The sequence below is a fragment of the Hymenobacter sp. YC55 genome (assembly GCF_029433095.1).
Classification (GTDB): domain Bacteria; phylum Bacteroidota; class Bacteroidia; order Cytophagales; family Hymenobacteraceae; genus Hymenobacter.
On record NZ_JARNTX010000002.1, the window covers coordinates 903,111 to 919,330 of the forward strand.

The window sequence follows — 16,220 nt, forward strand, 5'->3', positions numbered from 1 at the left end:
TCCAAAGCCTTACAAACCAAATGGCCAAGGAAATTAGAGGTTATCTGAAGCTTCAGATAAAGGGAGGTGCCGCAAACCCTGCGCCGCCGGTTGGACCTGCACTTGGTAGCAAAGGCCTTAACATCATGGAATTCTGCAAGCAGTTCAATGCTCGCACCCAAGATAAGGCCGGCCAAGTTTGTCCTGTACTCATCACCATGTACACCGACAAGTCGTTTGACTTCGTCGTGAAGACTCCTCCGGTGCCAGTTCTCCTCAAGGAGGCTGCTAAGCTCCAGAGTGGTTCTAAAGAGCCAAACCGTAACAAGGTTGGTTCGGTATCATGGGACCAGGTGCGCACCATCGCAGAAACGAAGATGCCAGACCTGAATGCTTTCAAGGTGGAGTCGGCAATGCTGCAAGTAGCCGGTACGGCTCGTAGCATGGGCATCACTGTGTCGGGTACTTCTCCTTTTGCTGAATAATTAACAACGGAGAAGACATGGCACAAGTAAGCAAAAAGCGCAAGGAAGCCCTTGCTAAGCATGACCTGACGCAGGTTCGTAATCTGGTAGAAGCTGCCAAAGTGGTAAAGGATATTACCTATACCAAGTTTGACGCTTCTGTAGACATCGACGTTCGTCTAGGTGTTGATCCTCGCAAAGCCGACCAGATGGTACGTGGCGTAGCTACGCTGCCTCACGGTACTGGTAAGACTGTACGCGTATTGGCTCTCGTAACTCCCGATAAGGAAGCCGAAGCCACTGCTGCTGGTGCTGACTTTGTTGGCCTGGACGACTATATCTCAAAAATTGAGAAAGGCTGGACAGATATTGATGTGATCATCACGATGCCATCTGTAATGGCTAAGGTTGGTCGTTTGGGTCGGGTACTTGGCCCACGTGGCCTGATGCCAAACCCAAAGTCAGGTACTGTAACTACGGACGTAGCGAAAGCAGTGCAGGAAGTGAAGGCTGGTAAAATCGACTTCAAGGTTGACAAAACCGGTATCATCCACTGCTCAGTAGGTAAAGTGTCGTTTGACGAGCAAAAGCTCGCCGAAAACGCTATTGAAGTAATTCAGACGCTGACTCGTTTGAAGCCTTCTTCGTCTAAAGGCACCTACATCAAGAGCATCACGCTTTCGAGCACGATGAGCCCTGCCGTTCCGGTTGACACGCAAGTAACTTCCGCTTAAGTAAAACCAACACGACGATATGAACCGGGAAGAAAAACAAGCCCTAGTCGACGAGTTGAGCGAGAAGTTTCAATCGCACAACGCGTTCTACATTGCCGATGCTTCGGGAATGTCGGTGGCGAAAATCAACGAATTCCGTCGCTTGTGCTTTAACCGTGGGTTGGAGTACAAAGTGTACAAAAATACCTTCATCCGTAAGGCACTCGACACCTTAGGTGGTGACACTACTGAAATGGATACTGCATTAGCTGGCCAGTCGGGCGTGCTATTCTCGAAAGAGTCTGGCTCGGCACCTGCTAAGCTGCTAAAGGATTTCTACAAGGCTCAGAACTACGGCAAAAACGCTGTTACGAAGCCTGTTTTGAAAGGCGCTTACATCGATGCAAGCATCTATGTAGGAGCTAATCAGCTTGATACCCTTAGCACTATTAAGGGTAAGCAGGAGCTCATCGGTGACATCATCGGCTTGCTGCAGTCACCTGCTAAGAATGTTATCTCTGCTCTTTCGAGTGGTGGCAGCAAACTGGCTGGTATCCTCAAAACGCTTTCCGAAAAAGAAGAGGTTGCAGGCTAACCGCTGCTCATCTTTTTCACGCATACAATTCAAAAGTTCAACAACCCCTTTTTTAACAATCTACAGAAATGGCAGATTTGAAAGCATTCGCCGAGCAGCTCGTTAGCCTGACGGTAAAAGAAGTAAACGAGTTGGCTACCATCCTGAAGGATGAGTATGGCATTGAGCCCGCTGCTGCTGCTCCAGTAGCTGTTGCTGGTGGTGGCGCTGGTGCTGCTGCTGAGGCTCCTGAGGAGAAGACTTCGTTCGACGTAATTCTGAAGTCTGCTGGTGGCGCTAAATTGGCTGTTGTGAAGCTGGTGAAAGACCTAACCGGCCTTGGCTTGAAAGAAGCTAAAGAACTAGTTGATGGTGCTCCTAAGCCTTTGAAAGAAGGTGTAACCAAAGACGAAGCTGAGTCGCTGAAGAAGCAGCTGGAAGAAGCTGGTGCTGAAGTAGAGGTTAAGTAATTACCCTGCAACGCCGCTTTTAACCAATAAATAAGGAGAGGCCTGGCAACTAAGCCAGGTCTTTTCCTGTTTGTAGGCAACAAACTATACTGAAGTTCGTTTGCACGCCGCTTTGCGGCTTTTTGTGCCTACGGACCCTGATGCGTGAAGTTCTGCTTCGCGCTTCTGTGTATCGGCTAATGCTGGCTTTTGGCCTGCTGGCCGATAATTTGTCACCAATTCATTTGGTGAGTCAGTGCTTTCCCAGTGTCATTTCTTAACCCCACATACATTGGCTACACCGAACGCACAAACTGCATTGCAGAAGCTGCAGGCCGCTGACGAGCGGATCAATTTTGCCAAGATTAAAAAGGTTATCGAGTATCCGGATTTCTTGGACGTGCAGGTTCGCTCGTTCATGGACTTCTTCCAATTGGAAACGGCTGCCGAAAACCGCACCGATGAGGGGCTTTTCAAAGTATTCGCCGAGAACTTTCCTATTTCGGACTCGCGCGAAAACTTTGTTCTGACCTTCATCGACTATCACGTAGATCCTCCGAAATATTCGGTGGATGAGTGTATTGATCGTGGCTTGACGTATTCAGTGCCTTTGAAAGCTAAGTTGCGCCTTGTTTGCAACGACACGGACAACGAAGATTTCGAAACCATCGAGCAGGAAGTGTTCTTGGGGAACATCCCCTACATGACCGAGAAGGGCTCGTTTGTTATCAACGGGGCTGAGCGTGTTATCGTATCGCAGCTGCACCGTTCGCCAGGCGTGTTCTTCGCACAAAGCAAGCACACCAACGGCACGAAGCTGTATTCAGCCCGTATCATTCCGTTCAAAGGTTCGTGGATTGAATTTGCCACGGACGTGAACAACGTGATGTACGCTTACATCGACCGGAAGAAGAAGTTTCCGGTTACTACGCTGCTCCGCGCCATCGGTTACGGCACCGACAAAGACATTCTCGATTTGTTCGGGCTGTCGGAAGAGGTGAAGGCTGACCGTAAGAACCTAAAGCGCGCCGTTGGCCGCAAGCTGGCTGCCCGGGTATTGCGCACTTGGACGGAAGACTTCGTGGACGAGGACACCGGTGAAGTGGTGTCTATCGACCGCAACGAAGTGTTGCTGGAGCGCGACTCGACCATTCAGGAAGACGACATCGAAACAATTCTCAATGCGGGCCCGAAGTCGGTGATTCTGCACAAAGAGAACGTGAACATTGCGGACTTCGCCATCATATACAACACGCTTCAAAAGGATAACTCCAACTCGGAGAAAGAAGCCGTTGAGCAGATCTATCGTCAACTCCGGAACACGGAAGCTCCTGATGAAGAAACTGCCCGCGACATTATCCAGAAGCTGTTCTTCTCCGACAAGCGCTACGACCTTGGTGACGTAGGCCGCTACCGTATCAACAAGAAGCTTGGCATCGACATGAGCCAGGAGGCTCGGGTATTGACCAATCAAGATATTGTTCTGATTGTGAAGTATCTGATTGGCTTGATTAACTCAAAAGCTATTGTCGATGACATTGACCACTTGAGCAACCGTCGTGTACGTACGGTAGGGGAGCAGCTGTACGCTCAGTTCGGCGTAGGTTTGGCCCGTATGGCGCGTACCATCAAGGAGCGCATGAACGTGCGCGACAACGAGGACTTCAAGCCGGTTGACCTAATTAATGCCCGTACCCTGTCGAGTGTTATCAACTCGTTCTTCGGCACCAACCAGTTGTCGCAGTTCATGGACCAAACCAACCCGCTGGCCGAGGTGACGCACAAGCGTCGCGTATCGGCGCTCGGGCCAGGAGGTCTGTCGCGTGAGCGTGCTGGTTTCGAAGTACGTGACGTTCACTACACGCACTACGGCCGTTTGTGCACCATTGAAACGCCGGAAGGACCGAACATCGGTTTGATTTCGTCGCTTTGCGTGCACGCTCGGGTTAACTCGATGGGCTTCATCGAGACACCTTACCGCAACGTAGAGGGTGGCAAGGTGGACGTTAGCTCAAACGTGAAGTACTTGACGGCTGAGGAAGAAGACACTCACCACATCGCGCAGGCTAATGCTCGCATTGATGAGGAAGGCAACTTCACCAACGAACTTGTAAAAGGTCGTTTCGAAGGTGACTTCCCAGTGGTAGGTCCTTCGGAGTACAGCTACATGGACGTAGCTCCCAACCAGATTGTATCAGTTGCTGCTTCGTTGATTCCATTCTTGGAGCACGATGACGCCAACCGTGCCCTGATGGGTTCGAACATGCAACGTCAGGCTGTACCGCTGCTGAAGGCCGAGGCTCCTATTGTGGGCACTGGTCTGGAAGGCCGCGTAGCCAGCGATTCTCGCACTCTCGTAGTAGCGGAAGGCGACGGCGTTATCGACTACGTAGATGCTAACCGCATCGTGGTGAAATACGACTTGACGGAAGACGATATCCTCGTAAGCTTCGATGCGGAGAAGATTTCATACGACCTCATCAAGTTCCGCCGCACCAACCAAGACACTTGCATCAACCTGACGCCACTTGTTAAGAAAGGCGAGCGGGTTGTGAAAGGCCAAGTGCTCTGCGAAGGCTACGGCACCAACAAAGGTGAGTTGGCCCTCGGTCGTAACATGCAGGTGGCGTTCATGCCGTGGCAAGGTTACAACTTCGAGGATGCTATTGTCATCTCGGAAAAAGTAGTGCGCGACGACATCTTTACTTCGATTCACATCGAAGAATTCGAGTTGGAAGTGCGCGAAACTAAGCGTGGTGAAGAAGAGCTGACTTCGGAAATCCCGAACGTGAGCGAAGAAGCTGTTCGTAACCTCGACGACAACGGTATCATCCGTTTAGGTGCCGAGGTGAAAGAAGGCGACATTCTGATTGGTAAAATCACGCCAAAGGGTGAGACAGATCCGACGCCAGAAGAGAAGCTGCTCCGTGCCATCTTTGGTGACAAAGCTGGCGACGTGAAGGATGCTTCGCTTAAGGCGCCACCATCCTTGAACGGTGTTGTTATCGGCACCAAGCTGTTCTCGCGTCCTAAAAAAGACAAAAACCTACGGGCTAAGTCGAAGAAGGAAGTGGAAGAGCTGAAGGATGCCTATGCTAAAGAGCTGCGTGCAGTGAAGGCTGTTATGGTCGACAAGCTGGTGCAACTCTTGGAAGGCAAGACTTCACAAGGTGTGAAGCACAAGTTCGGTGACGAAATCCTGGCGAAGGGTGCCAAATTTGGGAAGAAGAACATTGCTGATGCATTGTTCCCCGAGAAGAACCCTTACAAGGACGAGAGCAACTACGCTGTGCCTGAGGAAGTGAATATGTTCAAGGACCTCGTTCTTGAAGGATGGACTTCCGATGCTCGCGTAAACACGATGGTGACGCAGCTGGTGAAAAACTACGCCAAGCGCCGCAACACCATCACGGCTCGTTTCAAGCGCGACCGTTTCACGCTGGAAGTAGGTGACGAACTGCCAGCAGGCATCGTGCAGCTAGCTAAAGTATATATCGCCAAAAAGCGTAAGCTGAAGGTGGGTGATAAAATGGCTGGTCGTCACGGTAACAAAGGGGTAGTAGCCCGTATCGTGCGCGATGAGGACATGCCTTTCTTGCCAGATGGCACACCAATGGACATCGTGCTCAACCCGCTTGGTGTACCAAGCCGGATGAACATCGGTCAGATTTACGAAACTGTATTGGGCTGGGCCGGCCTCAAGCTGGGCCGCACCTATGCTACTCCAATTTTCGACGGTGCTACCGAAGAGGAAGTATCGAGAGAGTTGACGGAAGCTGGTCTGCCGCACTTCGGTCGTGCTTATCTGCACGACGGCCTGACCGGTCAGCGTTTTGATCAGCCGGTAACGGTTGGTGTGATTTACATGCTGAAGCTGGGTCACCTTGTTGACGACAAGATGCACGCTCGTTCTATCGGTCCATACTCGCTCATCACGCAGCAGCCGCTGGGTGGTAAGGCGCAGTTCGGTGGTCAGCGCTTCGGCGAGATGGAAGTGTGGGCGCTTGAGGCGTTCGGTGCTTCCAACGTGCTCCAGGAAATCCTGACGGTGAAGTCGGACGACGTGGTAGGCCGTGCTAAAGCGTACGAAGCCATTGTAAAAGGTGACGTACTGCCCAAGCCGAATATCCCCGAGTCATTCAACGTACTCATCCATGAGTTGCGTGGTCTGGCTCTTGAAATCACGCTTGACTAAGGTTTGAAAATAGTGGCTGCTGATGCGAGAGTATTAGCAGCCACTTTTCAAGTCTACTTTATACAGAGTGCCCGCGGTTCGGTTAACCGATAACAGCAACTACTGGCGTCGTTCCGAGATAAGGTCAGAATGGCATCAACCTCTAGTAGTAGTTGGCCGCACTTTGATTCAGGTTCTGAATCGCCCGATTACCAGACCTGGCGGAAACCTACTGCGCGGCGTACCTATCCGACCCGCAGAGCACTTTTCGCAGAGTCGAACTGTTATGTTCTTTCCGACCATTCTTAAGACTGGCGGAACCAACGAACAGAAAACAAGCCACCAGCTAACAACAGCTATCCTACATGGCGTTTGCAAAAAACAAAAAACTGGTACAGGACTTCTCGAAAGTCACTATTTCGCTGGCCTCGCCCGAATCCATTCTGGAGCGGTCGAACGGGGAAGTAGTGAAGCCCGAGACGATTAACTACCGGACGTACAAGCCCGAAATGGGCGGCCTGTTTTGCGAGCGGATTTTCGGTCCCGTAAAGGACTGGGAATGCCACTGCGGCAAATACAAGCGGATTCGTTATAAAGGCATCATCTGCGACCGTTGCGGCGTGGAGGTGACCGAGAAGAAAGTACGTCGCGAGCGGATGGGCCACATTGAACTGGTGGTACCCGTTGCGCACATCTGGTACTTCAAGTCCTTGCCCAACAAAATCGGCTATTTGCTAGGCTTGCCTACCAAGAAGCTCGATCAGATTATCTATTACGAGCGCTACGTAGTAGTGCAGCCGGGTGTGCTCGCCGAAGAAGGCGTACAGCAACTTGACTTCCTAACTGAAGACGAGTACCTCGACATCATCGACAAACTCCCACGGGAGAATCAGATGCTGCCGAATGAGGACCCGAATAAATTCATTGCCCGTATGGGTGCTGATGCTCTGCAGCTGTTGCTGGAGCGCATTAACCTCGACGAACTTTCTTACTCGCTACGTGACTCTGCTGCGCATGAGACTTCGCAGCAGCGTAAAGCTGAGGCTCTGAAGCGTCTGCGCGTGGTGGAAGCTTTCCGCGACGCTGCTACTCGCATCGAGAACAAGCCTGAGTGGATGGTCATCCGCATGGTGCCGGTTATTCCCCCGGAACTGCGCCCCCTCGTGCCGTTGGACGGTGGCCGTTTCGCTACTTCCGACTTGAACGATCTGTACCGTCGCGTAATCATCCGTAACAACCGCCTCAAGCGCCTGATCGAAATCAAAGCGCCTGAAGTGATTCTGCGGAATGAGAAGCGCATGCTGCAGGAAGCAGTAGACTCGCTGTTTGACAACTCACGTAAGGTGAATGCTGTCCGTGCCGAAGGTAACCGCGCGTTGAAGTCGCTGTCCGACATGCTGAAAGGCAAGCAGGGCCGCTTCCGTCAGAACCTGCTCGGTAAGCGTGTCGACTACTCTGGCCGTTCGGTTATTGTGGTAGGCCCCGAGCTGAAGCTGCACGAGTGCGGTTTGCCTAAGAACATGGCAGCTGAGCTGTTCAAGCCGTTCATCATCCGTAAGCTCATCGAGCGCGGTATCGTAAAGACGGTAAAATCGGCTAAGAAAATCGTTGACCGTAAGGACGCCGTAGTATGGGATATCCTGGAGAACGTGCTGAAAGGCCACCCTGTGCTTCTAAACCGTGCTCCTACGCTGCACCGCTTGGGTATCCAAGCATTCCAGCCCCGCCTCATCGAGGGTAAAGCTATTCAGCTGCACCCGCTGGTATGTACGGCCTTCAACGCTGACTTTGACGGTGACCAAATGGCTGTGCACGTTCCCCTGGGACCGGCCGCTATTCTGGAAGCCTCCATGCTGATGCTCGCGTCGCACAACATCCTGAACCCTGCCAACGGCGCACCTATTGCGGTACCGTCGCAGGACATGGTTCTGGGCTTGTACTACGTAACCAAAGGCAAGCGCAGCACTGACGATGAGCAGATCCAAGGCGAAGGCCGGATGTTCTACTCGGACGAGGAAGTTGTTATTGCTATCAACGAAGGTCAGCTGTCGAAGCACGCCTATATTAAGGTGCGCACGCAGGTTCGCGACGAGAACGATAACCTCGTAACAAAGATCATCGAGACCGTAGCTGGCCGCGTGCTGTTCAACCAGCTCGTACCAACGGAAGTAGGTTTCGTAGATGAACTGCTGACCAAGAAGAAGCTGCAGCAAATCATTTCGATGGTTTTCAAGCGGACCGGTATGGCCCGCACTGCACAGTTCCTCGACGACATCAAGACGCTCGGCTTCCAGTCGGCTTACAAGGGTGGTCTGTCGATGGGTCTTGGCGACATCAACATCCCGAAAGAGAAAGATGCTCTTGTAGCTCAAGCTCAGGCTGACGTAGCTGCCGTAACGCAGAACTACCAGATGGGTCTGATTACGGACAACGAGCGTTACAACCAGGTTATCGATATCTGGACCCGCATCAACAACCAAATCACTGAAACCCTCATGGGTCGCCTCGAAAAGGAGAACCAGGGCTTCAACTCGATTTACATGATGATGCACTCTGGTGCTCGTGGTTCGCGTGAGCAGATTCGTCAGCTCGGCGGTATGCGGGGTCTGATGGCGAAGCCACAAAAGTCGCTGCAAGGTTCGGTTGGTGAGATTATCGAAAACCCGATTCTCTCTAACTTCAAAGAAGGTCTGGACGTAATCGAGTACTTCATTTCAACCCACGGTGCTCGTAAAGGTCTTGCCGATACGGCATTGAAAACGGCTGACGCCGGTTACCTGACTCGTCGTCTGGTAGACGTGTCGCAAGACGTCATTGTGAACGAAGTAGACTGCGGTACCCTACGTGGCATCGAGACCTTTGCTTTGAAGGACAATGAAGATGTAGTAGAGCCACTGTCGGAGCGTATCCTTGGCCGTGTAGCTGTGCACGATGTGGTTGATCCAGTGACGGACGAGGTGATCTTGCCAGCAGGCGAGGAAATCACGGAAGACATCACGCGTCGTATCGATAACGCTGGTATTGAGTCGGTGGAAATCCGCTCAGTACTGACCTGCGAATCGAAGCGTGGTATCTGCGCCAAGTGCTACGGTCGTAACCTGTCGTCGGGCCGCATGGTCCAGAAAGGCGAGGCCGTTGGTGTAATTGCTGCACAGTCTATTGGTGAGCCCGGTACTCAGCTGACCTTGCGTACGTTCCACGTAGGTGGTACGGCTTCTAACATTGCAGTAGAAGCTAGCCTCCGTGCCAAGTTTGCTGGTGTTGTTGAGTTCGAAGACATCCGCACTGTAGAAACCGCCAACGCCGAAGGCGAGCCGGTGAAAGTAGTGATGGGTCGTTCGGGCGAGATTCGCATCGTGGAGAAGGGCACTGGTAAAGTGTTTATCTCGAACCACGTGCCTTATGGTTCTTTCTTGCTGGTTGAAGAAGGTCAGGAAGTAGAAAAAGGCCAAGAGCTGAACAACTGGGACCCTTACAATGCCGTAATCTTGGCCGAGTTCGACGGTACTGTTCAGTACGACGCCATCACCGAAGGCATCACGTACCGCGAAGAGTCAGACGAACAGACTGGTCACCGCGAGAAAGTGATTATCGAATCGAAGGCGAAGGATCAGAACCCAGCCATTATTGTTCGTCCTGGTAAGAAGGGTGAAGAAGAAGGTCAGCGGAGCTATAGCATCCCGGTAGGTTCGCACTTGAACGTAGAGAACGGTCAGAAAATCAAGGCTGGTTACATTCTGGCTAAGATTCCGCGTGCTGTGGGTAAAACCCGTGACATCACTGGTGGTCTGCCCCGTGTTACCGAACTCTTTGAAGCGCGTAACCCGTCGAATCCGGCCGTTGTATCGGAAATTGACGGTGTGGTAACCTACGGTACTGTGAAGCGTGGTAACCGTGAAATCTTCGTGGAGTCGAAAGACGGCGTCAAGAAGAAGTATATGGTGCCGCTGTCTAAGCACATCCTTGTACAGGACAACGACTTCATCCGTGCCGGCATGCCTCTCTCCGACGGTGCCATCACACCATCTGATATCCTGAACATTCAGGGTCCAGGTGCGGTGCAGGAATACTTGGTGAATGAGATTCAGGAAGTATACCGCTTGCAGGGTGTGAAGATCAACGATAAGCACATCGAGGTGGTAGTTCGCCAGATGATGCAGAAAGTTGTAATTCTGGATGCTGGTGACACTTCGTTCCTCGAAAACCAGGTAATCGACAAGATTATCTTCATGGAAGAGAACGATACCATCATCGACATGAAGGTGGTTACCAACGCTGGCGATTCGCCGAACTTGAAGCCTGGCCAGATTGTGAGTGCTCGTCGCCTGCGCGACGAGAACAGCAGCCTACGCCGCCGCGACCTGCAATTGGTGGAAGTACGCGATGCTCAACCGTCGGTATCTCGCCCAACCTTGCAAGGTATCACGCAGGCTTCGTTGGGTACCCAATCGTTCATCTCGGCCGCATCCTTCCAGGAGACGACCAAGGTGCTGTCGGAAGCTGCCATCCGTGGCAAAGCCGACGAACTGTTGGGTCTAAAGGAGAACGTAATCGTAGGTCACCTTATTCCGGCCGGTACCGGTCTGCGCGAGTATACTCGCCAGGTTGTCGGTTCGAAAGAAGAGATGGAAGCGCTGCAGTCGTCGAAATCCGACGATGTTGTGGCTCCTACCAAACGTACGGCTCGGGCTTCACGCCGCGAATCGGTTCAGGACTAACCCTGAGTCAAGTGAATAAGAAAAGCCGGCCGGAGCAATTCGGCCGGCTTTTTATTTATTAGCAGCTTCAATCAATAGGTCAAAGCACCCACGGCCCTAACTTTCTGTTACATGAACCAACCACAACAGCCAGACCCCAATGCTTCTCAGGACCCGAATGCCATTAACATCGAACTTTCCGAGGAAATAGCGGAAGGCGAATACGCTAACCTAGCTATGATTGCACATAGCAGCAGCGAATTTGTTATCGACTTCATTCGTTTGATGCCTGGCTTAACCAAAGCCAAAGTGAAGGCGCGCATTGTTATCACACCGGAACATGCTAAGCGGTTACACGCGGCTTTAGGCGAAAATATAGAGCGGTTCGAGCAAGCCTTTGGCACTATTAAGGCGCAGCAAGATGTTCCGAACTATCCAATGGGGTTCGGTGGAAAGATGGGAGAGGCGTAGTCTCACCGAAATAATTCTACAATGAAGACGCTTCTAGCTTTGGGCAGAAGCGTTTTCTTGTTTAATAGCTACCTGAATTTCAGGAAAAGAGGTTGCGTTAGCGGGCGAATTGGAATGGATGCTTTTCCCTAAAATTATCTATTTCAACCCGTTTGCTATTCTAATCCAACTTCTATACCTTTGCAAGCCTAATTTTTTGGGAGAGAACCCTCCTTGACAAAACATACAATAAATGCCTACCATCAATCAGTTAGTACGAAAAGGCCGCGAGAAGCTGACGACTAAGTCGAAGTCGCCGGCTCTTGATTCGTGCCCGCAGCGCCGTGGCGTTTGCACCCGCGTATACACCACCACGCCCAAGAAGCCGAACTCGGCTATGCGTAAAGTAGCTCGTGTGCGCCTCACCAATGGCAAGGAAGTCAACGCCTACATTCCAGGCGAAGGCCACAACCTGCAGGAGCACAGCATCGTGCTGATTCGTGGTGGCCGCGTAAAGGACTTGCCAGGTGTACGTTACCACATCATTCGTGGCGCTTTGGATACTGCCGGTGTAAACGGCCGTACGCAGCGTCGTTCGAAGTATGGTGCTAAGCGTCCGAAGCCCGGTCAACCAGCTGCAGCAGCAGGTAAAGGCGGCAAACCAGGAGCTAAGAAGAAGTAATCGAAACCGAGTGAGGTAGCGCGAAGTGCTGGATAGCACATGGTTCTTATCCCACTTCCCCCTGCCTCAACTCATTTCTATACCCATGAGAAAGTCAAAACCAAAGAAGCGCATCCTCCTGCCCGACCCTAAGTACAAGGAGACGCTAGTAACCCGTTTCGTCAACTACATGATGTACGACGGGAAGAAAAACCTGGCTTACACCATTTTCTATGATGCTTGCGACCTAGTGGAGCAGCGCACCAAAGAGAGCGGTGTTGAAATGTGGCGCAAGGCCCTGAACAACGTGATGCCAACCGTAGAAGTGAAGAGCCGCCGCGTAGGTGGTGCTACCTTCCAGGTACCCGTTGAAGTACGTCCTGACCGTCGTATTTCGGTAGGCGCCAAGTGGCTGATTCAATATGCTCGTCGTCGTGGTGAAAAAACCATGAAAGACAAGTTGGCTGGCGAAATCATCGCTGCCGCTAAAGGTGAAGGTGCTGCTGTTAAGAAGAAAGACGACACGCACCGGATGGCTGAGGCCAACAAAGCCTTCTCGCACTTCCGCTTCTAAAAAAATGAGTGCTTGAGTGAATGAGTGATTGAGTTTCATGGTTAAGACCACAAACTCGACAATCACTTATTCACTCATTCTCTCATTCACTCATATAAAGAGACATGGCTGTTAACAAAGACCTGCAATACCTCCGCAACATTGGGATTATGGCGCACATTGACGCCGGTAAGACCACGACTTCGGAGCGCATTCTTTACTATACCGGTAAGACCCACAAAATCGGGGAAGTGCACGAAGGTGCTGCCACGATGGACTGGATGGAGCAGGAGCAGGAGCGTGGTATCACTATCACATCGGCTGCTACTACTACATTCTGGAACTATCCTACTAACGAGCAAGGTGACCCAACTCCGGACACCAAGCAATACAAGATCAACCTAATTGATACCCCCGGCCACGTTGACTTTACGGTAGAGGTTGAACGTTCGCTGCGTGTGCTCGACGGAGCTGTTGCTCTGTTCTGCGCTGTATCGGGTGTAGAGCCGCAGTCGGAGACTGTATGGCGTCAGGCTGACAAGTACAAAGTACCCCGCATCTGCTTCGTCAACAAGATGGACCGTGCTGGTGCTGACTTTTTCAAGGCTGTTGCTGAGATTAAGGACAAATTGGGCGCTAATCCTGTGCCATTGCAAATCCCAATCGGAGCCGAGGATACCTTTAAAGGTGTTGTTGACTTGCTGACTGGTAAGGCTATCGTATGGGATGACGCTACGCAAGGCAAATCCTACCACGAGATTCCAGTTCCTGAGGATCTGGTTGAAACTGTTGCCGAGTGGCGTCAGAAGTTGGTTGAAAGCGTTGCGGAATACGATGAGGTTCTGTTGGAGAAATTCTTCGATGATCCAGACAGCATCACGCGCGAGGAAATGATGGTTGTTATCCGCAAAGCGGTTATCGACATGAAGTTTTCGCCCGTAATGTGCGGTTCGGCCTTCAAAAACAAAGGTGTTCAGTCAATGCTCGACGGTGTAATGGCTTACTTGCCTTCGCCTCTCGATATGCCTGCTATCGTGGGTACCAACCCTGAAAGCGGTGAAGAAATTGAGCGTCACCCCGACAATGACGAGCCTTTCACAGCTTTAGCATTCAAAATTGCTACTGACCCCTTCGTAGGTCGTTTGTGCTTCTTCCGCTGCTATAGTGGGGTGCTAGATGCTGGTTCGTATGTGTTCAACAACCGCACTGGCAAGAAAGAGCGTATCTCGCGTTTGATGCAGATGCACTCCAATAAGCAAAATCCTATCGATAAGATCCAAGCCGGTGACATTGCTGCTGGTGTGGGTTTCAAAGACATCAAGACAGGTGATACGCTGACCGACGAAAAGTCGCGCATTATACTCGAGTCGATGTCGTTCCCTGAGCCCGTTATCGGTTACGCCATTGAGCCTAAAACTCAGGCCGACGTTGATAAGATGGGTATGGCTATTGCCAAACTTGTGGAAGAAGATCCTACTCTTGTAGTGCAGACTGACCCTGAGACTGGTCAGACCGTACTTAAAGGTATGGGTGAGCTTCACCTTGAAATCATCATCGACCGTATGCGTCGTGAGTTCAAGGTAGAAATCAACCAAGGTGCTCCGCAGGTTGCTTACAAAGAGGTTCTAACCAAAACTGTTGAGCACCGCGAAACTTACAAGAAGCAGACCGGTGGTCGTGGTAAGTTCGGTGACATCGTATTCGAACTCGGCCCGAAACAGGTTGATCCAGAGAAGCCAGGTCTGGAGTTCGTGAACGATATCACGGGTGGTGTTATTCCTCGCGAATTCATTGCACCAGTTCAGAAAGGTTTCGAAGAAGCCATGAAGAACGGTCCGTTGGCAGGCTTCCCCATCGAGGGTATGCGTGTTCGTTTGTTCTTCGGTTCTTACCACGATGTTGACTCGGATGCTCTGTCGTTCGAACTCGCAGCTCGCGGTGGCTTCCGTGAAGCCGGTAAGAAAGCTGGTCCGAAATTGCTCGAGCCTATCATGGCTGTAGAAGTAGTTTCGCCTGACGAGTATACCGGTCCTGTAACCGGTGACTTGAACCGTCGTCGCGGTATTATGAAAGGCATGGACACCAAAGGTGGTGCTCAGGTTATCAAGGCTGACGTTCCATTGTCGGAGCTGTTCGGTTATGTAACGTCGCTGCGTACGATTTCTTCGGGTCGTGCTTCGGCTTCGCTGACTTTCTCGCACTACGATCAGGTGCCGCAAAACTTGGCCGACGCCATCATTGCTAAGCAAAAGGGTAACGCCATCCGCTAATCCGCTTTCACACAAAAGACATGAACCAGAAAATTCGCATCAAACTCAAATCCTACGACCACAACTTAGTGGACAAATCGTCGGAGAAGATCGTGAAGGCGGTGAAGGCTACGGGCGCTATCGTAAGCGGCCCCATTCCATTGCCGACCGACAAAGAGAAATTCACCGTTCTTCGCTCGCCCCACGTGAACAAGAAGTCGCGTGAGCAGTTCCAGCTTTGCACTTACAAGCGTCTTGTTGACATCTACTCGACTTCATCGAAGACGGTAGACGCGCTAATGAAGCTTGAGTTGCCAAGCGGCGTTGACGTTGAAATCAAAGTCTGAGGACTGACTTTGTCGACTAATTAGGAGATACCCTACTGACTTTCGAGTCGGTAGGGTATTTTCTTTTATAACACGGGAATGATTATCAGCTAAGCTTGGTTGGAAAAACCCAATTAACAGCTAAGTACTAGCTCAAGGCTAGAGCTTGTGTTTCGAGCTAAAGTCGTGACACTTAAAATATTTCAGAAGGGCATTGTAAATTCTCGTAACAATTTCCTAGCTTTGCACTCCCATTACGAAAACGCCACTTGGGCGTTTTCTTCTGCGTCTTTTACTAAACAAAAACAGAATGCCTGGCATCATCGGTAAAAAGATCGGTATGACAAGCCTCTTCACTCCGGACGGGAAAAACATCCCTTGCACGCTCATCGAAGCGGGTCCGTGCGTAGTGACGCAGGTTAAGACTACTGAGAAGGATGGCTACACTGCTATCCAGCTCGGGTACGGCGAGAAAAAAGCAAAGAACACCACCAAAGCATTGGCAGGTCACTTCGCGAAAGCTGGTACTACCCCCAAGAAAAAATTGGTTGAATTCCGCCTCGAGGCAGAGTCTACGTACGCTGCTGGTGCTGAAATCAACGCTTCCCTCTTCGAGGAAGGCGAGTTTGTAGACGTAGTAGGCACCTCGAAAGGCAAAGGCTTTCAAGGTGTTGTTAAGCGTTACAACTTTGCCGGTGTAGGCGGCCAGACCCACGGTCAGCACAACCGTCTACGTCACCCTGGTTCTATTGGTGCCTGCTCGTGGCCTTCGCGCGTATTCAAAGGAATGCGCATGGGTGGCCGCATGGGTAACGACCGGGTGAAAGTGCAGAACCTGAAGGTGATGCGCGTGGTAGCCGACAAGAACCTCATCCTGGTGAGCGGTTCAATTCCCGGTGCCAAGAATTCTTTCGTGGTCCTGGAAAAATAA

12 protein-coding genes are annotated in these 16,220 nt (G+C 51.4%); all 12 read left to right on the forward strand.

Annotated elements, in window-relative coordinates; all coding sequences use genetic code 11:
* Nucleotides 1-20 precede the first annotated feature (20 nt).
* The 12 genes from rplK (at nucleotide 21) to rplC (ending at nucleotide 16,220) form a co-directional block, all read left to right on the forward strand.
* On the forward strand, nucleotides 21-464 hold the full coding sequence (gene rplK / locus P1X16_RS17030) for a 50S ribosomal protein L11 (RefSeq protein WP_245119663.1): 444 nt from the start codon (nucleotides 21-23) through the stop codon (nucleotides 462-464).
* A 17-nt stretch (nucleotides 465-481) separates the two neighbouring features.
* Nucleotides 482-1,177 carry a 50S ribosomal protein L1 gene (rplA, locus tag P1X16_RS17035; RefSeq protein ID WP_277231372.1) on the forward strand — a complete coding sequence of 232 codons (696 nt, stop codon included), beginning with the start codon at nucleotides 482-484 and terminating at the stop codon, nucleotides 1,175-1,177.
* Between the two features lie 19 nt (nucleotides 1,178-1,196).
* On the forward strand, nucleotides 1,197-1,751 hold the full coding sequence (gene rplJ / locus P1X16_RS17040; RefSeq protein WP_277231374.1) for a 50S ribosomal protein L10: 555 nt from the start codon (nucleotides 1,197-1,199) through the stop codon (nucleotides 1,749-1,751).
* 68 nt (nucleotides 1,752-1,819) lie between these two features.
* Nucleotides 1,820-2,200 (forward strand): 50S ribosomal protein L7/L12, encoded by a 381-nt coding sequence (gene rplL, locus P1X16_RS17045; RefSeq protein WP_277231376.1) that lies wholly within the window; start codon nucleotides 1,820-1,822, stop codon nucleotides 2,198-2,200.
* A gap of 298 nt (nucleotides 2,201-2,498) precedes the next feature.
* Nucleotides 2,499-6,374 (forward strand): DNA-directed RNA polymerase subunit beta, encoded by a 3,876-nt coding sequence (rpoB, locus tag P1X16_RS17050; protein WP_277232966.1) that lies wholly within the window; start codon nucleotides 2,499-2,501, stop codon nucleotides 6,372-6,374.
* A gap of 344 nt (nucleotides 6,375-6,718) precedes the next feature.
* Nucleotides 6,719-11,071, forward strand: coding sequence for a DNA-directed RNA polymerase subunit beta' (rpoC, locus tag P1X16_RS17055; RefSeq protein ID WP_277231377.1), 4,353 nt, complete (start codon nucleotides 6,719-6,721; stop codon nucleotides 11,069-11,071).
* Nucleotides 11,072-11,182: 111 nt separating this feature from the next.
* The gene (locus tag P1X16_RS17060) at nucleotides 11,183-11,521 is read left to right on the forward strand and encodes a DUF3467 domain-containing protein (protein WP_277231379.1); all 339 of its coding nucleotides are present in this window, start codon (nucleotides 11,183-11,185) and stop codon (nucleotides 11,519-11,521) included.
* Nucleotides 11,522-11,753: 232 nt separating this feature from the next.
* Nucleotides 11,754-12,182 (forward strand): 30S ribosomal protein S12, encoded by a 429-nt coding sequence (gene rpsL, locus P1X16_RS17065; protein ID WP_022822120.1) that lies wholly within the window; start codon nucleotides 11,754-11,756, stop codon nucleotides 12,180-12,182.
* Nucleotides 12,183-12,267: 85 nt separating this feature from the next.
* Nucleotides 12,268-12,735 carry a 30S ribosomal protein S7 gene (gene rpsG / locus P1X16_RS17070; protein ID WP_277231381.1) on the forward strand — a complete coding sequence of 156 codons (468 nt, stop codon included), beginning with the start codon at nucleotides 12,268-12,270 and terminating at the stop codon, nucleotides 12,733-12,735.
* A gap of 104 nt (nucleotides 12,736-12,839) precedes the next feature.
* A complete protein-coding gene (gene fusA, locus P1X16_RS17075) occupies nucleotides 12,840-14,984 on the forward strand; it encodes an elongation factor G (RefSeq protein ID WP_277231384.1) in 2,145 nt (714 codons plus the stop codon).
* 20 nt (nucleotides 14,985-15,004) lie between these two features.
* Nucleotides 15,005-15,310, forward strand: coding sequence for a 30S ribosomal protein S10 (gene rpsJ / locus P1X16_RS17080; RefSeq protein ID WP_022822123.1), 306 nt, complete (start codon nucleotides 15,005-15,007; stop codon nucleotides 15,308-15,310).
* 289 nt (nucleotides 15,311-15,599) lie between these two features.
* Nucleotides 15,600-16,220, forward strand: a complete 621-nt coding sequence (gene rplC, locus P1X16_RS17085) for a 50S ribosomal protein L3 (protein WP_277231395.1) — start codon at nucleotides 15,600-15,602, stop codon at nucleotides 16,218-16,220.